The sequence below is a fragment of the Rhizobium sp. SYY.PMSO genome (genome assembly GCF_046840415.1).
Taxonomy (GTDB): Bacteria; Pseudomonadota; Alphaproteobacteria; order Rhizobiales; family Rhizobiaceae; genus Rhizobium.
The window spans coordinates 2,633,916-2,655,411 of sequence record NZ_CP177349.1 but is presented as its reverse complement, the minus strand read 5'-3'; the positions used below and the strand labels follow the sequence as shown (position 1 = coordinate 2,655,411).

The following is a 21,496-nucleotide window of genomic DNA, read 5'->3' as shown; positions in this document are numbered from 1 at the left end:
CAGAGCATAGGGAGTAACATCTGATGTATTTGGGTCTCGATCTCGGAACGTCCGGCGTCAAAGCGATGCTGATCGACGGCAATCAGAAGATCATCGGCTCCGCCAATGGCGGGCTCGATGTGTCGCGTCCGCATCCCGGCTGGTCGGAGCAGGATCCGGCCCACTGGATCCGCGCGACCGAAGAAGCCGTTGCCGGGCTGAAGGCGGCGCATCCGAAGGAACTGGCGGCCGTGCGCGGCATCGGCCTTTCCGGCCAGATGCATGGCGCGACGCTGCTCGATGCCGATGACAAGGTGCTGCGTCCCTGCATTCTGTGGAACGACACGCGCAGCCACCAGGAGGCCGCCGCGCTCGATACCGATCCGCGTTTTCGCGCGCTGACCGGCAATATCGTCTTCCCGGGCTTTACCGCGCCGAAGCTTGCCTGGGTCGCCAGGCACGAGCCGGAGATTTTCGCCAAGGTGCGCTGGGTATTGCTGCCGAAGGATTATCTGCGCCTCTGGCTGACGGGCGAGCACATGTCGGAAATGTCTGATTCCGCCGGTACGTCCTGGCTCGATACCGGCAAGCGCAAATGGTCTTCCGAGCTGCTGGCCGCGACGAACCTCGATGAGAAGCAGATGCCGACGCTGGTCGAGGGCACCGAAGTCGCCGGCAAGCTGCGCGGCGAACTCGCCTCGAAATGGGGTATCGATGGAGATGCCGTCGTCGCCGGCGGGGCAGGGGACAATGCGGCCTCGGCCTGCGGCATGGGCACGGTGCGCGACGGCGCGGCCTTCGTATCGCTCGGCACGTCGGGCGTACTTTTCGCCGCCAATGGCTCCTATCTGCCGAAGCCGGAAAGCGCCGTGCATGCCTTCTGCCACGCGCTGCCGAACACCTGGCACCAGATGGGCGTCATCCTGTCGGCAACCGATGCGCTGAACTGGCACTCGAATGTGACGGGCAAATCCGCCGCCGAACTCACCGCCGAGCTTGGCGAGACGCTGAAGGCGCCGACGAGCGTCACTTTCCTTCCCTATCTCTCGGGCGAGCGCACGCCGCACAATGACGCGACGATCCGCGGCGCCTTCATCGGCCTCGGTCACGAAAGCGGCCGCGTCGTGCTGACGCAAGCCGTGCTCGAAGGCGTCGCCTTCGCCATTCGCGACAATCTGGAAGCGTTGCGCTCGGCCGGCACGGATATCGCCCGCGTCACCGCCATCGGTGGCGGCTCGCGGTCCCGCTACTGGCTGGCCTCGATCGCCACCGCGCTCGGCGTGCCTGTCGATCTGCCGGCGGACGGCGATTTCGGCGCGGCCTTCGGCGCTGCGCGTCTCGGCCTGATTGCCGCCACCGGCGCCGATCCCGTCGCGGTCTGCACCCCGCCGCAGACGGCCGGCACCATCGATCCCGTGGCGTCGCTGACGGATGCCTATGCGGATGCCTACAAGCGCTACCGGGCGGTCTATCCGGCGATCAAGCCGCTGAGTGCGGCCTGACCCCCTCACCCTGCCCTCTCCCCGAGGGGAGAGGGTGATACCGAGCTTGCAGTCGCCCATACCTTCTCCTCTCGGGGAGAAGGTGGCCCGAAGGGTCGGATGAGGGGGCGTCACAAGCGCGAACAACAATACGAAAATACCAAACCCAAGGAGACAAGATATGAGCACCGGATTTTTTGGTGACATCAGCAAGGTAAAATACGAAGGCCCCGACAGCACCAACCCGCTGGCCTTCCGCTATTACAACAAGGACGAAGTCGTTGCCGGCAAGCGCATGGAAGACCATCTGCGTTTCGCCGTCGCCTATTGGCACACCTTCACCTGGCCGGGCGGCGATCCTTTTGGCGGCCAGACCTTCCTTCGCCCCTGGTTCCATGAGACGATGGAAGCCGCCAAGCTCAAGGCCGACGTCGCCTTCGAATTCTTCACCCTGCTCGGCGCGCCCTACTACTGCTTCCACGATGCCGACGTGCGTCCGGAAGGCAAGAATTTTGCCGAGAACACCAGGAACCTCAACGAGATCGTCGATTACTTCGCCCAGAAGCAGGCCGAAACGGGCGTAAAGCTGCTGTGGGGCACGGCGAACCTCTTCTCCAACCGCCGCTTCATGTCGGGTGCTGCGACCAACCCCGATCCGGACGTCTTCGCCTTCTCGGCTGCGACGGTAAAGACCTGCATGGACGCCACCCACAAGCTCGGTGGCGAAAACTATGTGCTCTGGGGCGGCCGCGAGGGCTACGAGACCCTACTCAACACCGACCTGAAGCGCGAACTGGACCAGATGGGTCGCTTCCTCAACCTTGTCGTCGAGTACAAGCACAAGATCGGCTTCAAGGGCACGATCCTGATCGAGCCGAAGCCGCAGGAGCCGACCAAGCATCAGTATGACTACGACGTCGCGACCGTCTACGGCTTCCTGAAGAAGTACGGCCTCGAAAACGAAGTGAAGCTCAATATCGAGCAGGGCCATGCGATCCTCGCCGGCCATTCCTTCGAGCATGAGCTGGCGCTTGCCAACGCGCTCGGCATCTTCGGCTCGATCGACATGAACCGCAACGACTACCAGTCCGGCTGGGATACCGATCAGTTCCCGAACAACGTTCCGGAAATGACGCTGGCCTACTACCAGGTTCTGGCAGGCGGCGGCTTCAAGAGCGGCGGCACGAACTTCGACGCCAAGCTGCGCCGCCAGTCGCTCGACCCGGAAGACCTGCTCATCGGTCACATCGGCGGCATGGATTGCTGCGCCCGCGGCCTGAAGGCTGCCGCCAAGATGATCGAGGACAAGGCGCTCTCCCAACCGCTCGCAGACCGCTACGCCGGCTGGGATTCGGCCGAGGGCCAGAAGCTGCTGCGCGGCGAATACTCGCTCGACCAGATCGCCCAGTGGGTCGAAACCAAGGACATCAACCCGCAGCCGAAGTCCGGCAAGCAGGAACTCCTGGAAAACATCGTCAATCGCTACGTTTGATCGATGCGGTCGGGAGGCGGTGCTTCATCGCCTCCCGAGCTAAAGCCGGAAGGCTCGGCTGGAAATCGCTATGGAATTTCCCGATGGGTCCTTGGCGTTGGCGAAGACATAGCCATCGGCTTGATGTATGGGGCCGAATTCCAATCCTTCTTCGGCGCATTTCGCGCGGAAAGCTTCGACATGCTCGACGTCGAAGACCAGTTTTACCAGTACCTGGCCCATTTTCTGCGCCTTGCCCGTCGGATGAATCAGCAGATTTGCGCCGCCATCCGATGCCAGCAGCTCGACGATCCGATCGCCATCCTGCCGATGCGGCTTAAACCCGAAATGCCTCTCGTAAAAACTGATCGTCGTTTCGACATCGCGGACATAAAGGATGATCCTGCCGAGCGGCATTGCTACGCGTCCCTAACGCCGGAGGCGTGCCGGCGCCGCAACGGAGTTGCGCACCACGAGGTCCGGTCGCAGCAGGATTTCCGTTTCGGCCGGCTGTCCGTCCGAAAGCAGCTCCAGCAGCAGCGCCATGGCGTGCTTGCCGATGGCGGTGCGCGGCTGCCGGATCGTCGTCAGCGACGGCGTCATGAAAACGGCCTGCGGCACGTCGTCGAAGCCGGTCACCGAGAAATCCTCGGGGATGTCGTAGCCGCGGGTCTTCAGGGCGATCATCACGCCGATGGCGGTCTGGTCGTTGACGCACATGAAGGCTGTCGGCAGCGTGTCGCGCATGAAGAGCTGCTCCACGGCAAGCCGGCCGCTTTCGATGGTGCCGTCGCCTTCGAGCACGGTGCGCAATTCGGGGCCGATGCCGGCCGCATCCAGCCCGGCTTCATAGCCCATGCGACGCCGGCTGTAGGCAAGCCGGGTGCGGGAATCACCGACGAAGGCGATCTTGCGGTGGCCTTCGGCAATCAGAAGATCGACGGCCTTGCGCGCGCCGGCGACATCGTCGACGCCGACATAGGGAATGCCGCCATTGAAGACCGGCTCGAAGACGCCGACGCTCGGCGGCAGCCGGGCCGTCATCGTCTGGTGCCCGAAGGGCAGGATACCGGTGAACAGAATCAGCCCCGCCGCCTGGTTGGAGTTCAGGAATTTCAGGTATTCCAGACCACGCTGCGCATCGTTCTGCGTGTGGCCGATGAGGACGCCATAGCCGTGCGACCGCGCTTCGTTTTCCAGGCCGATGAGAATATTGGAAAAATTGGGGTCGCCGATATCGGGTGCAACCACCAGAATCATGTTGGAGCGGCCGAGCCTGAGGCTGCGCGCCATGGCGTTGGTCGTGTAGCCGGTGACCGCAATGGCCTGGTTGACCTTCAGCCGCGTCGAATTGGCGACCTTCTCCGGCGTGTGGATTGCCCGCGAAACCGTTGCGATCGAAACATTGGCAATTCGGGCGACGTCTTCGATAGTTGCGGGCGTGGAATTCGACACTGCGCTCTGCCTTGGGTCTCGTCTGGGAGCGGAGACTACACAGACTTCCGTGTAGGTCAAAGGTAACCGCGGAAAATTGTGCGACATCCCATGATGTAAACCTTTACACGATGTATGTAAAGGTTTACATACGATGGAAAGCGGGTGGAGCCGCAGGGAGGATGCAATGAGTTCGGAAGCCGTCGACGGTGCGGTGGTGCTGTCTGCGAGAGGGATATCCAAGTCCTTCAACGGCGTGCAGGTTCTATTCAGCGTCAACTTCGATCTCAAGGCCGGCGAAATCCATGCGCTCATGGGTGAGAACGGCGCCGGCAAGTCGACGCTCGTCAAGGTTCTGTCCGGCTTCGAGCAGCCGACCTCAGGCGAAATCCTGCTGGACGGCAAGCCGGTGAAGCTGCCGCCGAACGGTGCGGCCGAAGCGCTCGGCATCGTCATCATCCATCAGGAATTCAATCTTGCGGAACATCTGACCGTCACCGAGAGCCTGTTTCTCGGGCGCGAAGTTACCCGTTTCGGCGTGCTCGACCGCAAGCATATGCGCGCGGAAACGCGGCGCGTGCTCGATCTCCTCGGCTCGCATGTCGATGAAAATGCGCTCATCAGCTCGCTTTCCATCGCCGACAAGCAGATGGTGGAAATCGCCAAGGCGATCAGCCGCGATGCCCGCATCGTCTTCATGGACGAGCCGACGGCCGTGCTCTCGCGCGAGGAGACCAATTTCCTGTTCAAGCAGGTGCGCAAACTGCGCGACCAGGGCACGAGCTTCGTCTTCGTCTCCCACAAGCTCGATGAGGTCATGGAGCTGACGGATCGGGTGACGGTGCTGCGCGACGGCCAATGGGTGAAGACGTCGCCAACGGCGCTGCTTGACGGCGAATCGATTGCGCAGCTCATGGTCGGGCGTGAACTCTCCAGCCTTTACCCCGCCAAGAACGAGCCGGATGTCGACGAAAAGGTCGTGCTGAGCGTCGGCTCCCTTTCGACCGGCTATGTCCGCGATGCGAGCTTCGAGCTGCGCAAGGGCGAGATACTGGGCTTTTCCGGCATGATCGGCTCGGGCCGGACGGAGCTGATGGAGGCGATCGTCGGCCTGCGCGCGCGTGCCTCCGGCGAGGTCGTCGCCAATGGCCGGACGGTGCCGCCGCACGACGTGCACGCGGCCATCGACGCCGGGCTTGCCTATATGACCAAGGATCGCAAGTCGAAGGGGCTGCTCCTGAATTCGGGCATGGCCGTCAACCTGACCCTTCAGTCTCTCGATCGACACGGGAAGTTCGGTTATCTCAGCGCCTCCAGCGAGGCCAATGCGCTGGCGCGGGCACGCCGTCGTTTCGACATCCGGGTTCGTGACGGGAATATCGTTGCCGGCCGCATGTCCGGCGGCAATCAGCAGAAGCTGCTTCTGGCGAAGGTCATGGAAACCGAGCCGCAGATCATCATCATCGACGAGCCGACGCGCGGCATCGATGTCGGTACCAAGCAGCAGATCTATCATTTCATTTCGGCGCTGGCGCGGGACGGCCATTCGATCATCGTGGTCTCCTCGGAAATGCCCGAGGTCATCGGGCTTTGCACTCGGATCGCTGTCATGCGCGAGGGGCGGATTGTCGGCGTGCTCGAAGGCGACGAAATCTCCGAGCAGGAAATCATGCGTTATGCGGCGGGCCTGAAGAAAAAGACCGCTGCCTGAAGGGCGGCAACGAGCAGGGCGAATTCCCAGCGATTATGGGACGGGAGGTTGGTTTTGGTTATGAGCGTGGGCGAAGACGGCAGCGGCAAGACGAGCCGGCGTGGACGGTCCTGGCGGGATGTCGATCTCAGGGCCGTTGCACCGTTTGCGGCGCTGGTGCTGCTCCTGATCGTGGGTGCGCTGGTCAACCCGAACTTCATCGGCATCACCAATCTTGCGAATGTCGCGACAAGAAGCGCCTTCATCGCCATCATCGCGGTCGGCGCGACGTTCGTGATCTCGGCGGGGGATCTCGATCTGTCCGTGGGCTCGATGGTCGCCTTCGTGGCGAGCCTGATGATCCTGCTGATGAATTCCGGCATTATTGCCGATCCCACTCTAATGCTGGCGGCAGCCGTGGCGTTCGGGATCGTTGCGGGCGCGCTCTGCGGGCTGGCGAACGGCCTGATTACAACCGTGGGCAAGATCGAGCCTTTCATCGCGACGCTGGGTACGATGGGTGTCTATCGCGGGCTGACGACCTGGTTGTCGCAGGGCGGCGCGATCACGCTGCGCTCGCAGGAGCTGCAGGCGCTCTATCGCCCTGCCTACTTCGGCTCCATCTTCGGGGTGCCGGTTCCGATCATCGTCATCCTTGCCGTCACCGGCGTTGCGGCCTTCATTCTTTACCGCACCCGTTACGGACGGCATGTCGTCGCCGTCGGCTCGAACAGCGATGTCGCGCGTTATTCCGGCATTGCGGTCAACCGCGTCCGCACCATCGCCTTCGTCATCCAGGGCCTCTGTGTCGCCATCGCCGTGCTTCTCTACGTGCCGCGTCTCGGCTCGACCTCGGCAACGACCGGCATTCTCTGGGAGCTTCAGGCGATCACCGCCGTCGTCGTCGGCGGCACGGCGCTCAAAGGCGGCGCGGGCAGGGTGTGGGGCACGATCTGCGGCGCCTTCATCCTGGAGCTTGTCGGCAATATCATGCTGCTTTCCAATTTCATCAGCGAGTATCTGATCGGCGCCATCCAGGGCGCGATCATCATCATCGCCATGCTCGTTCAGCGCTCGCTGGTGCGCAAATCGTGAATAACCGGGTCAGGGGGCGCCCGGTCATCAGGACAAGGCCCTGTTTTCATGTGGGAGGATAAAATGCGCAAAAGACTATTGGCGGGCGTTGCCGTCGTGCTTGCGGCTCTGGCCGGCACGGTACATGCCGAAGACAAGAAGGTGACGATCGGCGTTTCCATTCCAGCCGCCGACCATGGCTGGACCTCGGGTGTGGTGTTCCATGCCGAGCGCGTCGCCAAGCTGCTGATGGCGGAGCATCCGGGCCTCAACGTCATCGTCAAGACCTCGCCCGACGCTGCGAGCCAGGCGAACGCGGTGCAGGATCTCGAGACCCAGGGCATCGATGCTCTCGTGATCCTGCCTTCGGACCCGGACCCGCTCGTCAACGCCATCAAGGAAGTCAAGGACAAGGGCAAGTTCGTGACGCTGGTCGACCGTGCGCCGAGCAACAACGACGATTCCGTCCGTGACCTCTACGTCGCCGGCAACAATCCGGCGCTTGGCCAGACCGCTGGCGAGTACATCAAGAAGAACGACCCGGACGCTCAGGTCGTCATCATCCGCGGCTTGCCGATCCCGATCGATCAGCAGCGCCAGGACGGCTTCGACAAGGGCATTGCCGGCTCGAACGTCAAGATTCTCGACCGCCAGTACGGCAACTGGAACCGCGACGACGCCTTCAAGGTGATGCAGGACTACCTGACCAAGTTCCCGAAGATCGACGTCGTCTGGTGCCAGGATGACGACATGGCCGTCGGCGTTCTGCAGGCGATCGACCAGGCCAAGCGCACCGACATCAAGTATGTCGTCGCCGGCGCCGGCTCGAAGGACATGATCAAGAAGGTCATGGACGGCGACAAGCTGATCCCGGTCGACGTGCTCTATCCGCCGGCAATGGTCGGCACGGCTATGGAGCTGACGGCGGCCAACTTCTACGATCAGGTCCCGGTTCGCGGCAATTACATCCTCGATGCGACGCTCGTCACGAAGGACAATGCCAAGGACTTCTATTTCGCCGATTCACCGTTCTGACCGGCTGGTCCGGACAGATGCGCCCGCCGGGTTCCGGCGGGCGTTTTTTATGCAGTTGCCGCCTCGTCATCGACTCTGTGATAATTTTTGCGGCACGTACCTCTTGCCGTGGACGGTCGGCCGTGATTAGGTCGCAAGGCATTCGACTTTCATCCTGAAGACCCTATAGTTTTTGAGGTCACGGCGTTCCGGCCGCCTCGGATTTGGGTCCGAAAGGCATCGGAAACGTTTACAGAACGCGATTAGGGAGGAATTACTGATGAAGACGATCAAGGGTCCGGGCCTGTTTCTTGGCCAGTTCGCCGGTGACGCGGCGCCGTTCAACTCGTGGGATTCGATCACGAAATGGGCTGCCGACGCCGGTTATGTCGGCGTGCAGGTTCCGACCTGGGCAGGCCAGCTCATCGACCTGAAGAAGGCCGCTTCTTCCAAAGATTATTGCGACGAATTCGCCGGTGTCGCCCGCGCCAACGGCGTCGAGGTCACCGAGCTTTCCACCCACCTTCAGGGCCAGCTCGTCGCCGTGCATCCGGCCTATGACGAAGCCTTCGACGGCTTTGCTGCGCCGGAAGTGCGCGGCAACCCGAAGGCGCGGCAGGAATGGGCCGTCGAGCAGGTGAAGATGGCGCTGACCGCTTCCAAGCATCTCGGTATCAAGGCGCATGCGACCTTTTCCGGTGCGCTTGCCTGGCCGTTCGTCTATCCCTGGCCGCAGCGTCCGGCCGGCCTCGTCGAGACCGCGTTCGAGGAGCTGGCTCGCCGCTGGACGCCGATCCTCAACCATGCCGATGAAAACGGCGTCGACATCTGCTACGAGATCCATCCCGGCGAAGACCTGCATGACGGCATCACCTTCGAGATGTTCCTGGAGCGCGTGAAGAACCACCCGCGCGCCAACATGCTCTACGACCCCTCGCACTACGTGCTGCAGTGCCTCGATTATCTCGAGAACATCGACATCTACAAGGACCGCATCAAGATGTTCCACGTCAAGGATGCGGAGTTCAATCCGACCGGGCGCCAAGGCGTCTATGGCGGCTATCAGGGCTGGGTCGAGCGCGCCGGCCGCTTCCGGTCGCTCGGCGATGGCCAGGTCGATTTCGGCGCCGTCTTCTCGAAGATGACGGCGAACGATTTCGACGGCTGGGCTGTGGTCGAATGGGAATGCGCGCTGAAGCATCCCGAGGACGGCGCTCGCGAGGGCTCCGAATTCGTCAAGGCGCACATCATCCGCGTGACGGAAAAGGCCTTCGACGATTTTGCCGGCAGCGGCACGGACCAGGCGGCCAATAAGAGAATGTTGGGCCTGTCGTAATTTCCTCTTCTCCCCAGCGGGGAGAAGATGTCCGAAGGACAGATGAGGGGGACGAGGAGCGTCGCGACGAGTGCCTTGAGCGGTAAGCGAAGGGCTGTGTCCGCTGAAGTCCCCCTCATCCGACCCTTCGGGCCACCTTCTCCCCGCTGGGGAGAAGGGAAGTACAATTCCATTCTCAGGAGGACAAAATGGCAATCGAAGGATCATCGGAACAGACGCGGGAGCCGCGCATCCGGCTTGGCATGGTGGGCGGCGGCGCCGGCGCATTCATCGGCGCGGTGCACCGTATCGCCGCACGCATCGACGACCAGTTCGATCTCGTCGCCGGAGCGCTCTCGTCCTCGCCGGACAAAGCCCAGGCTTCCGGCCGCGATCTCGGTCTCGATCCCTCGCGCACCTATTCGAGCTATCGCGACATGGCGATCCGCGAAGCCAAGCTGAAGAACGGCATCGAAGCCGTGTCGATCGTGACGCCGAACCATGTCCACTACGACGCCGCCAAGGAATTCCTGCGGCGCGGCATTCATGTCATCTGCGACAAGCCGCTGACCTCCAATCTTGCCGATGCCAGGAAGCTGAAGAAGGTGGCCGACGAGAGCGGCGCGCTCTTCATCCTCACGCATAACTACACCGGCTACCCGATGATCCGCCAGGCGCGCGAGATGATCGCCAATGGCGAGCTCGGCGATATCCGCATCGTGCAGGCGGAATATCCGCAGGACTGGCTGACCGAGAATATCGAGCAGTCCGGGCAGAAGCAGGCGGCGTGGCGAACCGACCCGGCCCAATCCGGCGCCGGCGGTTCGACGGGCGATATCGGCACGCATGCCTATAATCTCGCGTCCTTCGTCACCGGCCTTGAGCTCGACAGCCTCGCCGCCGATCTCGACAGTTTCGTCGAAGGCCGTCGTCTCGATGACAACGGCCATGTGCTGTTGCGTTTCAAGGCAAAGGGCAAGGAGAAGCCGGCCAAGGGCATGCTCTGGTGCAGCCAGGTGGCGCCCGGCCACGAGAACGGCCTCAAGCTCCGCGTCTATGGCACCAAGGGCGGCATCGAGTGGACACAAGCCGATCCGAACTATTTGTGGTATACGCCGTTCGGTGAGCCCAAGCGCCTGATCACCCGCAACGGCGCGGGCTCCGGCGCTGCCGCCGCGCGCGTCTCGCGCATTCCGTCGGGACATCCGGAGGGCTATCTGGAAGCCTTCGCCACGATCTATACCGAGGCCGCGCGTGCCATCAACGCTCGCAAGAAGGGCGAGGCGGTCGATCCCGCCGTGGTCTATCCGACGGTCGATGACGGCGTGAAGGGCGTGGCCTTTGTCGAAGCCTGCGTTACCTCCTCCAAGCGTAACGGCGCTTGGGTCAAGCTCTGAGCTTTAGGTGGGGTTCGAGGCAGCGAAACTGCCTCGAACCTGCTCATTCAGGCAGCGACGTCCTGCTTGCGCTTCGTCAGCGCATCGACGCTCAGCGGGCCGCTGCCGGCACTGACGAGAAACAGGAAGATGAAGCAGAAGAGGATGGCTGCGACGCCGCCGTTCTGCGCGGGGTAGAAGCTCTGCGGCGCATGGCGCAGAAAATAGGCGAACGCCATCAGGCCCGACAACACGAAGGAAGCGATCCGCGTCTGGAAGCCGATCAGGACGAGGAAGCCGAGGGTGAGTTCGAGCAGGCCGGCGATCCACGGGAGCGACCCTACCGGCGGCACGTTTTCAACCGCAGGGAAATGCAGCACTTTCTGCGTTCCGTAGCTGAACAGCACAAGCGAGGCGACGATGCGCAGGAGGCTCAGCAGATAGGGTTGGAGAATATGGAGCGCAGGGAGCATTTGTATCCTTTCGTTGTCAAGTTTGGCTGCTACCCTCAATTGATCCGTTGCGAAAAGACAAGTCACGACTGTTGACATTGATGTTATCCAGCCGTGCGATAATCGTTGCCGATGCCGGCGAAATTTTCCTGCATGCCCTTGGCCGGCTTGGTTTGCCGGCACCTGCAACGTTGCAGTTTTCCAGTGCCGGCACTGTACTTTGTCACGACGCTTGGTTAAACCGCAGCCAACGAAGCCAAAACAGACGGAATTTCCATCATGATCGATCCAAAGCTTCTTGCCGATCGCTTCCCCGGCGATTTCACGTTCGGCGTTGCCACCGCCGCGTTCCAGATCGAAGGCGCCACCAAGGCCGATGGCCGCAAGCCCTCCATATGGGACGCCTTCGCCAACATGCCCGGCCGGGTCTATCAGCGCCAGAACGGTGACGTCGCCTGCGATCATTACAATCGGCTGGAGCAGGACCTCGACCTGATCAAGGAGATGGGCGTCGAAGCCTATCGCTTCTCGATCGCCTGGCCGCGTATCATCCCCGAAGGCACCGGCCCGGTGAACGAAGCCGGCCTCGATTTCTACGATCGCCTTGTCGACGGCTGCAAGGCGCGCGGCATCAAGACCTTTGCCACCCTCTATCATTGGGATCTGCCGCTGGCGCTTGCCGGCGACGGCGGCTGGACGGCGCGCTCGACCGCGCATGCCTTCCAGCGTTACGCGAAGACCGTTGTGGCCCGCCTCGGCGATCGTCTGGATTCCGTCGCCACCTTCAACGAGCCCTGGTGCATCGTCTGGCTGAGCCACCTCTATGGCGTCCATGCGCCCGGAGAACGCAACATGCAGGCGGCGCTTTATGCCATGCACACCATGAACCTAGCCCATGGCCTCGGCGTCGAGGCGATCCGCTCGGTGGCGCCCAAGGTGCCCGTCGGTATCGTGCTCAATGCCGCTTCGATCCTGCCGGGTTCGGATCGTCCCGAAGATCTGGCCGCCGTCGAGCGCGCCCATCAGTTCCACAACGGCGCCTTTTTCGATCCGATTTTCAAGGGCGAATATCCCAAGGAATTCGTCGAGGCGCTTGGCGATCGCATGCCAATCATCGAGGACGGCGATCTCAAGACCATCAACCAGAAACTCGATTGGTGGGGCCTGAACTATTATATGCCGATGCGCGTCGCGGACGACGCCTCCAGGAGCGGCGATTTCCCCTGGACGAAGGAAGCGCCGCCCGCAAGCGACGTGAAGACCGATATCGGCTGGGAAATCTATGCGCCGGGCCTGAAGCATGTCGTCGAGGATCTCAACAAGCGCTACGAGCTGCCGGAGTGCTACATCACCGAGAACGGCGCCTGCTACAATATGGGCGTGGTCAACGGCGAGGTCGATGACCAGCCGCGTCTCGATTACTATATCGAGCATCTCGGCGTCGTCGCCGATCTCATCAAGGACGGCTACCCGATGCGCGGTTACTTCGCCTGGAGCCTGATGGACAATTTCGAGTGGGCGGAGGGCTACCGCATGCGTTTCGGCCTCGTTCATGTCGACTATGAGACCCAGGTTCGCACGATCAAGAAGAGCGGCAAGTGGTACAGCAAGCTTGCCGCGCAGTTTCCGAAGGGCAATCACAAGCCGGTCTGATCGGCCGGCTTGCTGCGCGGGAATTTCAGGCCGTGCCCGAATCGGCGAGGCCTGATAGATATCGGGACATGATCCGGCGTCCGATTTTCCTTTATGCGCTTTGCGGCAGCCAGCGGCGGGCTTCGACCAGCCGCAGGCTGCTCGAAGCTCTGCGGCGTGCCTGTCCGGACGGCGTCACCATCGCGATTTGCGATCTGATCGGCGATCTGCCGGTCTTCAATCCGGATAATGAGGGCGAGAAGACACCGCCGCAGGTCGAAACATTCGCGGCGGAGATCCGCAAGGCCGATGGCTTGATCGTGTCCTGCCCGGAATATGCCCACGGCATACCGGGCGGCTTCAAGAATGCCCTGGACTGGCTCGTGTCGCGCGACGAGGTGCCGTTCAAGCCGCTGATGTTCGCCCATGCCTCGCATCGCGGCGATCTCGTATTGGCGCAGTTGACCGATGTCCTGCGGACCATGTCGCTGCGGATCGTGCAAGACGCTTTTTTGCGTCTGCCGATTGCGGGCAAGAGCGACGAAACGCAGGCGCAAATGCTGTTGGAGGCGCGCGAGAACGGCCTTTTATCCGCGAGTCTCGACCGTTTCGTGCGGGCGATTGCCGACAGGGCGTGAATTCTTCCGGCTTCGGCAAATATACAACTCTTTCCTGCAGGAATCTCGAATTCGCCTTAACCGTTTATTGAAGACCTGACGGCAGACTCCCGTGCCAAGGAGAAGAGGCGTTGGGAGCAGCTTTCAAGTCACTGCGGAAGAATGCGCAGCTCGGTCGTCATTCCATCGTGACGGCCGTTTTGATTTCTTTCGCATTGGTCGTTGCGGTCGTGACCATGATGGTGCTGACGGCCATCGGGCGCGTCGCCGATTATTCCAACAAGCTCGATGACGAACGTTCCTGGGAAACGACCGTCGGTGCGTTGAAGACCTTTCAAAGGCAGCTGGAAGCGACGCTGCATGACCATTCCGCCCGCAACGATGCGGCGCGAAGCGTCTACGGCATCGACGATCGCGGCTGGATCGCCGGCAATTACGGCGACATATCCTCCAATGGCGCGCTGTTCGACACCGCCGTTATCGTCGACGACGACAACAAGACTGTCACTGCCTACCACGACGGCGAGCCGTTGACCGGAAACATCGAGGACGTGCTTGGCTCCGCCGTATGGGCCCTGGTCGATCAGGCGCGCAATACCCGCGTGACCGGCGTGCCGGAAGCCTCCGGCTATATCATGACAAGGGACGGCATCGCCGCCGCCGCTGCCGCGACGATCCGCGAAAGATCCGGCCGTATTCCGGTGCCCGAGGGCCAGAGGCGCTACCTGATCCTCGTTCGCTACCTGGATGCGGCGCGGATCAAGATGCTCTCCAATATCTACGTCATCAGCGGACTGAAGCTTGTGCCGCCGGAGACTGTGGCGCGCTATGCCGTCTCCATCGTCGATCCGCTCGGCAAGTCGCTGGGCCGGCTCGTCTGGGGCTCGCGCGAACCGGGCGATATGAGCTATCAGCAGGTGCGGCCGCTGGTCCTCGGCGCGCTCGGCCTCGTCGGCCTGTTCTTCGTGGTGCTGCTGATCCTCGGATCGCTTGCAGGCCGCCGTTTGCGGGCGGAAGAGGTCGTGGCCCGCCAGGTTTCGCTGCGCGACCGGTTGAGCGGCCTCCTCAATCGCGAGGGAGTACGGCTCGACGTGGATCGCCTGGTCGAGCGGGCGCACTTCGATGGGACCAACGTCCTGCTTCTTTATCTCGATCTCGACGGCTTCAAGGAAATCAACGATGCCTATGGGCATGGGACGGGTGATCAGCTCATCCGTGCCGTCGCAGCCGGGCTCAAGGTGCTGGTGCCGCCGCAGGCGGCGCTGGCGCGCCTGGGAGGAGACGAGTTCGCCATCGTCTTCCCGACAAAGGAGCTCAACGACGCGCCGGCCCTGCGGCTGGCCGAACAGATCCTGGATTTTCTTGCGGAGCCGCTGGAGATCGGCCGCCGGGTGGTCGTCGTCGGCGCCAGCATCGGCATTGCCAGCTCGCCGGAAGGCCGCATCGACCGCGAGGAGCTGGTGCGCCGCGCCGATCTTGCCATGTACAAGGCCAAGGAGGCCGGCCGTGCCCGCATGACCTGCTACGAAACGGCCATGGATGCCCATCGCGAGGAACGCAACGCGCTGGAGCTCGACCTGCGTCGTGCGATAGAGATGGAGGAACTGACGCTCGCCTATCAGCCGCTGGTCGATGCGTCGAGCTGCGAAATGACCGGCGTCGAAGCGCTGGTGCGGTGGAACCGTCCCGGTCACGGACCGATTTCGCCGGAAGCCTTCATTCCCATCGCCGAAACCAGCGGCCTGATCGAGGCACTAGGCCTGCTCGTTCTGCGCAAGGCCTGCAAGGCGGCGCAGCAATGGCCGGATCTGCATGTCGCCGTCAACGTCTCGCCCGGCCAGTTCCGCAATCCCGCCTTTGCCGATTATGTCCGCAGCGTGCTGAACGAGACGGGGATCGAGGCGGAGCGGGTGACGCTGGAGATTACCGAAGGCTATATCATTCAAAATCCGGAGCGCACCCGCAAGTCGATCGAGAGGCTGAAGGCGCTCGGCGTCAAGGTGGCGCTCGACGATTTCGGCTCCGGTTTCTCCTCCATAGGCTATCTGCGCCAGTTCGGTTTCGATCGCATCAAGATCGATCGTTCGCTGACCATGGACGTGCTGGAAGACAACCGCGCTCGCGAAATGCTGAAGGCAACGGTGGCATTGGCGCGCTCGCTCGATATTCCGGTGACGGCCGAAGGCATCGAAACCGAGGAGCAGGGGCGGGCGCTCGAAGGTTTCGGCTGCGACGAGCTGCAGGGCTATTTCTACGGCAAGCCGATGCCGGAGGCCGAGATCGGCAAGCGGCTGGCCATTCAACTGGCCGCGTCGCTGGATGATGAGCGCGGCGCGGCCGCCTGAGATCAGCCGCCGATGTGCTCGCGGCCGCGCTTGCGGGCAAGCGCGATCTGCCGCTGCCGTTCGCGATAACGCTCGCGATCCTCTTCGCTGCGCTCGTGATAGCAATGGCTGCAGGAGACGCCGGCCTCGTAGAAGGGTGACGTCACCTCCTCGGCCGTAATGGGACTGCGGCAGGCGTGGCAGAGCTTGTGATTGCCCTCCTTCAGTCCGTGCTCCACGGAGACGCGCTCGTCGAAGACGAAGCAGGCGCCTTCCCACAGGCTTTCTTCGGCGGGCACTTCCTCCAGATACTTCAGAATGCCACCCTTGAGGTGAAAGACCTCGTCGAAACCCTGCTGCTTCATGAAAGCGGTGGCCTTCTCGCAGCGGATACCGCCGGTGCAGTACATGGCGATCTTCGGCTTGTTGTGCAGGCCGCCGTTCTGCCGCACCCATTCGGGAAACTCGCGGAAAGTCTTGGTCTTCGGATCGACCGCGCCCTTGAAGACGCCGATGGCGGTCTCGTAATCGTTGCGGGTATCGATGACGATGGTGTCGGGATCGGAAATCAGCGCGTTCCAATCCTGCGGCGCGACATAGGTGCCGACGACCCTGGTCGGATCGATATCCTCGACGCCCATGGTGACGATCTCTTTCTTGAGCTTCACCTTCATGCGCACGAACGGCATTTTCGACGCGCGGCTTTCCTTGTGCTCGAGGCCGGCGAATTCCGGTTGGGAACGCAGGAAGGCAAGGACCGCGCCGATGGCGGCGTCCGTGCCGGCAATGGTGCCGTTGATCCCCTCGTGCGCGAGCAGCAGCGTACCCTTCACGCCGTTCTCCTCGCAGAGCGCGAGCAGGGGCTCGCGCAGGCTTTCGAAGCGCGGAAAGGAAACGAAATGATAGAGCGCGGCAACGAGGAATGCGCCGGTCGCGTCGCGCCGTGGATCGGAAAACTTGTCGGTCATGGCGGGGAAATACAATTTTGTGGGCTTTCAGGCAATCGGGATTCGTATTTTGAGACCATGCGGCCGGCAGCCTCGATCTTTCGAGGCACTGCCGCCGGGGCTGCCCTCGTCCTTCGGCGGGCTCAGGATGAGGGTGGAGTGACCTTCGAGCTTCAGACATTGCTTCGCGGTGATGGACCGGGCACTGGCGAACAGCCCTTATGCCGAGCTACGCAGGCCGTCAGGCGGGGCCTCGAAGCATCAAGGCGAGTGAGGGATTCGTCAGCCTCGATCCGCAGCTTCCAGCCAGAGGCGCTTTATCGTGCGGGCTTCGCGTTCCGGCTTGTCGGCAAAGACCCAGCGGGCCCGGTCCAGCGCTTCCTCGCGGGCGATCTGCTGGCGGGAAATGATCGCTTCCAGCAGGCGGGCGCGATCGTCGCTGCCGTCGAAGAGATGCGGCTCGCGATCCGCGACATCCGACAATATCGACATGTCGAGATAGCGGCCGAGCACATCGACAAGGGCCTTGGCCTCGATCTGCTTGGCATGCATGGCGGCGGGCCAGACGTCGCGCAGCAGCATGTGATGCATCCAGCAGTCCTGGCTGCGCTTGCGCAGATCGTGAAAACTCTCGGCGTGGGCCACGTCCGCACGGCATTCCGACAATGCCCGCCTTGCCTTGCGGGCGTTCTTGCGCCAGCCTTTCTGGAAGAGGCGGGCCGTATCGCGCCGCCCGCAGTCGAACGATACGTCTTTCAATGCGGTCAGCGCCTCGTTGCATGTGGCGACTGCTGCCCGGGCCTTGTCTTCGAGGTCCGTCTCCGTTTCCGCCATCCGATCGCGCCGGGTGGTCAGGACATCGCTCACGCGGGCCAGCGCCTGCAATTCATCCGCGGATGCGGCCGTTGCCTGCAGGTAGCGGCTGATTTCGATCAGCGCCGTCGCGTCGCGGACGCCGGACAGCGTTTGCGCCACTGCGCGAAGCCGGTCATTCTCCTGTTGCTGAAATTCCGGCGCGAGGGGCGCGACCAATCGATAGAGTGCGCGTACGCGCTTGATGTTCTTGCGCGCGGCATGGACCGCCTCGTGCAGGCCCTGCGGCCTGTCCGTCAGCACGGCCATCGCCTTGCCGAGTTGATGCGCGGCGGCTTTGTGCACCTCGTCATCGAGAGCCCGGTCAGGCCGTATGCGATAGCTCATCGTACTCCTGTTCGAACTGCGTCGCGAGGGCCTGATTGGAGTAGCGGTATTCGCCGGTCACTTCGCGGCCGATCCAGTCCGGGAGTTCGGGATTGTCGTTTTCGTCCTCCATCTCCACTTCGGCGATCACGAGGCCGCGGTGGGCGCCGCGGAAGACATCCACCTCCCAGACGAATCCCTTGAAGGGTACTTTGTGGCGGGTTTTCTCGATGACGAGGCCGATTGCCGTTCCCAGCAGTTCCTCCGCATCGTCGACGGGGATCTCGTACTCGAACTCGTCTCTCGTCATCGCCTTGCCGATCTTGATCGTCAAGGTCGCCTTGGTGTCGTTCGTCAGCCGTATCCTGACCGAACGGTCGTCCATGGAGGCGATATATCCCTGTCGCAGGATCAGCCTTTCGGAAACGAGATCACGCCAGTGATCGCCGCGCACCAGAAACTTTCGCTCGATCTCTTTTGCCATGCGTTTGACATGCTCCACCGGCACAGATCGGTCTAGACTATAGTATGTTATGGCGAATTCCTACCCGTCGTGCAGAAAGCATGCTTTTGTCTCGACAAGCACCGTCTGGAAGGTTATTCGAAAGCCGGTTTCAATCGTTTTAAAGGAGCGCACCGACCATGGGCGAGAAAACCGAAAAGCTTCTTTCCATCCTGAAACTGCAGCCCGTCGTTCCGGTGCTGATCGTCGATGATGCGAAATCGGCCGTGCCGCTCGCCCGGGCGCTCGTTGCCGGCGGCCTGAAGGCCATCGAGATCACGCTGCGCACCGCAGGCGCTCTCGATGCCATCCGCGCGGTCGCCGAAGAGGTGGAAGGGGCCGAGGTCGGCGCCGGCACGATCCTCAATGTCAGCCAGTGGGATGCGGCCGTCGAAGCCGGCTCCCGGTTCATCGTCAGCCCCGGCACCACGCAGGAACTGCTCGATGCTGCTCGCGGATCGCATGTGCCGCTGCTGCCGGGCGCCGCCACGGCAAGCGAGGTCATGGCGCTGCGGGAGGAGGGCTATACGGTGCTCAAGTTCTTCCCCGCCGAACAAGCGGGCGGGGCTGCCTATCTCAAGGCGCTGTCGTCGCCGCTTGCCGGCACGATCTTCTGCCCCACCGGCGGCATTTCGCTGAAGAATGCCCATGACTATCTCTCGCTGCCGAATGTGATCTGCGTCGGCGGTTCCTGGGTCGCGCCGAAGGAGCTGGTCGCCGCCGGCGATTGGGCCGGCATCACCAAGCTTGCCGCCGAAGCCGCAGCGCTCAAGGGCTGAGATATCTGCTTCTCTTCGATTTCAAAAGGCGCGCGGCATTTCCGCGCGCCTTTTTGCATTGTGCGGATTTGTATTTGCGGTTGCGCTTCCTATCTCCCTTTCACCATCACAAGGACGAAGGACCATCCACATGATCGACGCCCGCAAGCTTCTTGACCAATTTCTCGGATCGCAGGTTCCGGGAATGCAGGGAACTGTGAAAGACAGGGCAACGCAGGCCATCAATCTCGCCAGGGATAATCCGATGGCGACGAGTGCGATCGCCGGTGTGCTGCTTGGGACGAAGACAGGGCGCCAGGTCGCCGGCAATGCCCTGACGCTCGGCGGTCTCGCGGCGATCGCAGGCCTCGGATATCAGGCCTATAAGAATTATCAGGCCGGCAACCAGCCGCAGCCGGCGCCTGAAGCCGCCCCCCAGGCCGAGCCGCAGTTCCTGCCGCCGCCGTCGGACTCCGGTTTCAGCACGGCGCCGGCGATTGCCAGCAACGATTTTACGCTCTCGCTCGTGCGGGCGATGATCGCCGCCGCCCGTGCCGACGGCCATATCGACGATGCGGAGCGTCAGCGCATCCTCGGCAAGGTGCAGGAAGCCGGCGTCGGGCCGGAAGCCGAGAGCTTTTTTGAGCGCGAGCTCACCAATCCGGTCGATCTTGACGCCATTATCGCTTCGGCGACGACGGACGAGCAGCGCGTGCAGGTCTATACCGCCTCGCGTCTGGCGATCGAGCCGGATTCGCGCGCCGAGCGCGGCTATCTCGATCTGCTTGCCGGCCGGCTCGGTCTGGCCGATGCTCTGGTCGATCATATCGAAGCTACGGTCGCCGGCGCCAAAGTCTGATCCCGTTTGACGTTCGGGCCGGTTGCCTTTCCCCGGCAGCTGGCCTAAGCCTTCGCCGGAACACATGCATCGGTGCCAGGGGTCGGCCAAATTGACGGATAAGAAAAGCGAAACCCGGTCTGCGGCCATTGCGGCCGGAATTATCTTGCTGGTCGCGACAGCCTTGCTTTACCTGATGCCGAACGTCATCGTCTGGCTGGGCGCGGTATCGCCGTGGCTCGGCACCGGTTTCGGCGTGCTCGTCATCCTGGCGTTCTTTCTCGTGTTCTGGCTGCGTGCCCGCTATCAGCGGCGCAACAAGCGCTAAGCTTCCTGATTGCTCAGTTCTGCAGCGAGGCGCCGAGCAGAATGACGCCCGTGCAGATGACCAGCAGCGCTCCGAGTATCTCGATGCCGTTGCCGACCCAGGCGGAAAGCCTTGAGCCTTTGCCGGTGAACCGGACGGCCGTGCCTTTCGCAAAAACGGCGATGATGGCAAGCAGCGAGACGGTCAGCGCCGTGCCGATCGACATGGCGAGCACGGACAGCAGGCCGCCGAGATAAAGCCCGTTCAGCATCGAAAAGGTCATCACCAGCAGCGCGCCCGAGCACGGGCGCAGTCCAACGGCCACGATGGCCGACCAGGCTTCGCGCGCGCTGAACTTCTCGTTCGACAACATCTTCGGATCGGGGAGATGGGCGTGTCCGCAAGCCTCGCAGAACGCTCCGTCGCCGGCCGCATGGGCGGGGTCGTAGCATTGAAAGCCCGTGGCGGACATCGCAGCGCTGCTGCGGGCAAAGCCTCTTGCCGAATCCGTACCGGTCGCGGCCCCCTCGAACAGCGAGAGACTGATCGGACCCGCCGATGTCGCGAGCTGCATGTCCTGACGTTGCGCCCGGCTTTGCAGCATGGCGCGCACCTTGCGGAACAACAGCCAGCAGCCGAACAGGATGACCATGACGAAACTGGCGATCTCCATGGCGTTGGTGGCCATCGTCATGGTGATGCCCGAGCCGCGCAGGACGAAATAGGCGGCGCCGACGACCAGGACGGCAACGAGGCCCTGAATGAGCGCCGAGACGAACGAAATCCCGATGCCGCGCCTCAGCTCGATTTCATTGGCGACCATGTAGGAGGAGATGACGGCCTTGCCATGGCCGGGACCGGCGGCATGGAAGATGCCATAGGCGAAGGAAAGGCCGATCAGCGTCCAGAGCTGCCAAGGGTCCTGGCGCATGGCCTCGATGGATTTCGTCAGCGCCCGATAGAAAGCCTGTTGCTCGTAATTCACATAAAGAAAGATCGGCGCAAGCGGGCCGCCGATCGGCTGGAAGCTCGGTTCGGCCGTGCCGATACCCAAGGGCGAGCCTGCGGCATGCGCCAGCCCGACCATCGCCAGAAGGGCAAGCATT

20 protein-coding genes are annotated in these 21,496 nt (G+C 62.5%); 13 read left to right on the top strand and 7 right to left on the bottom strand.

Annotation, left to right across the window (positions count from 1 at the left end):
• Positions 1 to 23 precede the first annotated feature (23 nt).
• Positions 24 to 1,481: a xylulokinase gene (xylB, locus tag ACJJVH_RS12945; protein ID WP_412064100.1), complete on the top strand. Its 1,458-nt coding sequence runs from the start codon at positions 24 to 26 to the stop codon at positions 1,479 to 1,481.
• 160 nt (positions 1,482 to 1,641) lie between these two features.
• On the top strand, positions 1,642 to 2,952 hold the full coding sequence (gene xylA, locus ACJJVH_RS12940; RefSeq protein WP_412064099.1) for a xylose isomerase: 1,311 nt from the start codon (positions 1,642 to 1,644) through the stop codon (positions 2,950 to 2,952).
• A 39-nt stretch (positions 2,953 to 2,991) separates the two neighbouring features.
• Here the strand turns inward: xylA and ACJJVH_RS12935 are convergent, their stop codons facing one another.
• On the bottom strand, positions 2,992 to 3,348 hold the full coding sequence (locus ACJJVH_RS12935; protein ID WP_412064098.1) for a VOC family protein: 357 nt from the start codon (positions 3,346 to 3,348) through the stop codon (positions 2,992 to 2,994).
• Positions 3,349 to 3,360: 12 nt separating this feature from the next.
• Positions 3,361 to 4,386 (bottom strand): LacI family DNA-binding transcriptional regulator, encoded by a 1,026-nt coding sequence (locus ACJJVH_RS12930; protein WP_112800537.1) that lies wholly within the window; start codon positions 4,384 to 4,386, stop codon positions 3,361 to 3,363.
• A gap of 166 nt (positions 4,387 to 4,552) precedes the next feature.
• On the opposite strand from ACJJVH_RS12930, the gene ACJJVH_RS12925 reads away from it, so the two are divergent.
• The 5 genes from ACJJVH_RS12925 (at position 4,553) to ACJJVH_RS12905 (ending at position 10,855) form a co-directional block, all read left to right on the top strand.
• Positions 4,553 to 6,076, top strand: coding sequence for a sugar ABC transporter ATP-binding protein (locus ACJJVH_RS12925; protein ID WP_113356222.1), 1,524 nt, complete (start codon positions 4,553 to 4,555; stop codon positions 6,074 to 6,076).
• 60 nt (positions 6,077 to 6,136) lie between these two features.
• Positions 6,137 to 7,150, top strand: coding sequence for an ABC transporter permease (locus tag ACJJVH_RS12920; RefSeq protein WP_112800539.1), 1,014 nt, complete (start codon positions 6,137 to 6,139; stop codon positions 7,148 to 7,150).
• 63 nt (positions 7,151 to 7,213) lie between these two features.
• The gene (locus ACJJVH_RS12915; RefSeq protein ID WP_113356223.1) at positions 7,214 to 8,164 is read left to right on the top strand and encodes a substrate-binding domain-containing protein; all 951 of its coding nucleotides are present in this window, start codon (positions 7,214 to 7,216) and stop codon (positions 8,162 to 8,164) included.
• A 259-nt stretch (positions 8,165 to 8,423) separates the two neighbouring features.
• Positions 8,424 to 9,479, top strand: a complete 1,056-nt coding sequence (locus ACJJVH_RS12910) for a sugar phosphate isomerase/epimerase family protein (RefSeq protein ID WP_113356224.1) — start codon at positions 8,424 to 8,426, stop codon at positions 9,477 to 9,479.
• Positions 9,480 to 9,667: 188 nt separating this feature from the next.
• Positions 9,668 to 10,855, top strand: coding sequence for a Gfo/Idh/MocA family protein (locus ACJJVH_RS12905; protein WP_113371142.1), 1,188 nt, complete (start codon positions 9,668 to 9,670; stop codon positions 10,853 to 10,855).
• Positions 10,856 to 10,902: 47 nt separating this feature from the next.
• Here ACJJVH_RS12905 and ACJJVH_RS12900 read toward each other — a convergent pair whose 3' ends face one another.
• Positions 10,903 to 11,307: a DoxX family protein gene (locus ACJJVH_RS12900; protein ID WP_113371141.1), complete on the bottom strand. Its 405-nt coding sequence runs from the start codon at positions 11,305 to 11,307 to the stop codon at positions 10,903 to 10,905.
• Positions 11,308 to 11,565: 258 nt separating this feature from the next.
• Here ACJJVH_RS12900 and ACJJVH_RS12895 point away from each other — a divergent pair, with 258 nt between their 5' ends.
• From ACJJVH_RS12895 to ACJJVH_RS12885, 3 genes are all read left to right on the top strand, one after another.
• Positions 11,566 to 12,939, top strand: a complete 1,374-nt coding sequence (locus tag ACJJVH_RS12895; RefSeq protein WP_113383647.1) for a GH1 family beta-glucosidase — start codon at positions 11,566 to 11,568, stop codon at positions 12,937 to 12,939.
• A gap of 68 nt (positions 12,940 to 13,007) precedes the next feature.
• The gene (locus tag ACJJVH_RS12890; RefSeq protein ID WP_412064097.1) at positions 13,008 to 13,556 is read left to right on the top strand and encodes an NADPH-dependent FMN reductase; all 549 of its coding nucleotides are present in this window, start codon (positions 13,008 to 13,010) and stop codon (positions 13,554 to 13,556) included.
• 110 nt (positions 13,557 to 13,666) lie between these two features.
• Complete coding sequence (locus tag ACJJVH_RS12885; RefSeq protein WP_113383648.1) at positions 13,667 to 15,880, top strand: EAL domain-containing protein; 2,214 nt, start codon at positions 13,667 to 13,669, stop codon at positions 15,878 to 15,880.
• A gap of 2 nt (positions 15,881 to 15,882) precedes the next feature.
• Here the strand turns inward: ACJJVH_RS12885 and ACJJVH_RS12880 are convergent, their stop codons facing one another.
• The 3 genes from ACJJVH_RS12880 to ACJJVH_RS12870 all read right to left on the bottom strand — a co-directional run bounded on the left by ACJJVH_RS12880 (position 15,883) and on the right by ACJJVH_RS12870 (position 18,469).
• Positions 15,883 to 16,827 carry a rhodanese-related sulfurtransferase gene (locus ACJJVH_RS12880; protein ID WP_113356229.1) on the bottom strand — a complete coding sequence of 315 codons (945 nt, stop codon included), beginning with the start codon at positions 16,825 to 16,827 and terminating at the stop codon, positions 15,883 to 15,885.
• A 261-nt stretch (positions 16,828 to 17,088) separates the two neighbouring features.
• Positions 17,089 to 18,006, bottom strand: a complete 918-nt coding sequence (locus ACJJVH_RS12875; protein WP_113356230.1) for a CHAD domain-containing protein — start codon at positions 18,004 to 18,006, stop codon at positions 17,089 to 17,091.
• A complete protein-coding gene (locus ACJJVH_RS12870; protein WP_112800854.1) occupies positions 17,984 to 18,469 on the bottom strand; it encodes a CYTH domain-containing protein in 486 nt (161 codons plus the stop codon). The genes ACJJVH_RS12875 and ACJJVH_RS12870 overlap by 23 nt, the downstream gene beginning before the upstream one ends.
• A gap of 158 nt (positions 18,470 to 18,627) precedes the next feature.
• Here ACJJVH_RS12870 and ACJJVH_RS12865 point away from each other — a divergent pair, with 158 nt between their 5' ends.
• From ACJJVH_RS12865 to ACJJVH_RS12855, 3 genes are all read left to right on the top strand, one after another.
• Positions 18,628 to 19,266 (top strand): 2-dehydro-3-deoxy-phosphogluconate aldolase, encoded by a 639-nt coding sequence (locus tag ACJJVH_RS12865; protein WP_112800556.1) that lies wholly within the window; start codon positions 18,628 to 18,630, stop codon positions 19,264 to 19,266.
• A gap of 130 nt (positions 19,267 to 19,396) precedes the next feature.
• Complete coding sequence (locus ACJJVH_RS12860; protein ID WP_113371135.1) at positions 19,397 to 20,104, top strand: tellurite resistance TerB family protein; 708 nt, start codon at positions 19,397 to 19,399, stop codon at positions 20,102 to 20,104.
• A gap of 91 nt (positions 20,105 to 20,195) precedes the next feature.
• Positions 20,196 to 20,411: a hypothetical protein gene (locus ACJJVH_RS12855; protein WP_412064096.1), complete on the top strand. Its 216-nt coding sequence runs from the start codon at positions 20,196 to 20,198 to the stop codon at positions 20,409 to 20,411.
• 13 nt (positions 20,412 to 20,424) lie between these two features.
• Here ACJJVH_RS12855 and ACJJVH_RS12850 read toward each other — a convergent pair whose 3' ends face one another.
• Positions 20,425 to 21,495 (bottom strand): nickel/cobalt transporter, encoded by a 1,071-nt coding sequence (locus ACJJVH_RS12850; protein WP_412065166.1) that lies wholly within the window; start codon positions 21,493 to 21,495, stop codon positions 20,425 to 20,427.
• Between the last annotated feature and the right edge of the window lies 1 nt (position 21,496).

What these genes read in the sequence shown, in the direction of transcription:
- xylB (WP_412064100.1), top strand. Translation starts at nt 24, where the DNA reads ATGTATTTGGGTCTCGATCTCGGAACGTCCGGCGTCAAAGCGATGCTG.
- ACJJVH_RS12865 (WP_112800556.1), top strand. Translation starts at nt 18,628, where the DNA reads ATGGGCGAGAAAACCGAAAAGCTTCTTTCCATCCTGAAACTGCAGCCC.
- ACJJVH_RS12860 (WP_113371135.1), top strand. Translation starts at nt 19,397, where the DNA reads ATGATCGACGCCCGCAAGCTTCTTGACCAATTTCTCGGATCGCAGGTT.
- ACJJVH_RS12850 (WP_412065166.1), bottom strand. Translation starts at nt 21,495, where the DNA reads ATGCTTGCCCTTCTGGCGATGGTCGGGCTGGCGCATGCCGCAGGCTCG.
- xylA (WP_412064099.1), top strand. Translation starts at nt 1,642, where the DNA reads ATGAGCACCGGATTTTTTGGTGACATCAGCAAGGTAAAATACGAAGGC.
- ACJJVH_RS12875 (WP_113356230.1), bottom strand. Translation starts at nt 18,006, where the DNA reads ATGAGCTATCGCATACGGCCTGACCGGGCTCTCGATGACGAGGTGCAC.
- ACJJVH_RS12895 (WP_113383647.1), top strand. Translation starts at nt 11,566, where the DNA reads ATGATCGATCCAAAGCTTCTTGCCGATCGCTTCCCCGGCGATTTCACG.
- ACJJVH_RS12880 (WP_113356229.1), bottom strand. Translation starts at nt 16,827, where the DNA reads ATGACCGACAAGTTTTCCGATCCACGGCGCGACGCGACCGGCGCATTC.
- ACJJVH_RS12920 (WP_112800539.1), top strand. Translation starts at nt 6,137, where the DNA reads ATGAGCGTGGGCGAAGACGGCAGCGGCAAGACGAGCCGGCGTGGACGG.
- ACJJVH_RS12905 (WP_113371142.1), top strand. Translation starts at nt 9,668, where the DNA reads ATGGCAATCGAAGGATCATCGGAACAGACGCGGGAGCCGCGCATCCGG.
- ACJJVH_RS12890 (WP_412064097.1), top strand. Translation starts at nt 13,008, where the DNA reads ATGATCCGGCGTCCGATTTTCCTTTATGCGCTTTGCGGCAGCCAGCGG.
- ACJJVH_RS12900 (WP_113371141.1), bottom strand. Translation starts at nt 11,307, where the DNA reads ATGCTCCCTGCGCTCCATATTCTCCAACCCTATCTGCTGAGCCTCCTG.
- ACJJVH_RS12870 (WP_112800854.1), bottom strand. Translation starts at nt 18,469, where the DNA reads ATGGCAAAAGAGATCGAGCGAAAGTTTCTGGTGCGCGGCGATCACTGG.
- ACJJVH_RS12915 (WP_113356223.1), top strand. Translation starts at nt 7,214, where the DNA reads ATGCGCAAAAGACTATTGGCGGGCGTTGCCGTCGTGCTTGCGGCTCTG.
- ACJJVH_RS12935 (WP_412064098.1), bottom strand. Translation starts at nt 3,348, where the DNA reads ATGCCGCTCGGCAGGATCATCCTTTATGTCCGCGATGTCGAAACGACG.
- ACJJVH_RS12910 (WP_113356224.1), top strand. Translation starts at nt 8,424, where the DNA reads ATGAAGACGATCAAGGGTCCGGGCCTGTTTCTTGGCCAGTTCGCCGGT.
- ACJJVH_RS12925 (WP_113356222.1), top strand. Translation starts at nt 4,553, where the DNA reads ATGAGTTCGGAAGCCGTCGACGGTGCGGTGGTGCTGTCTGCGAGAGGG.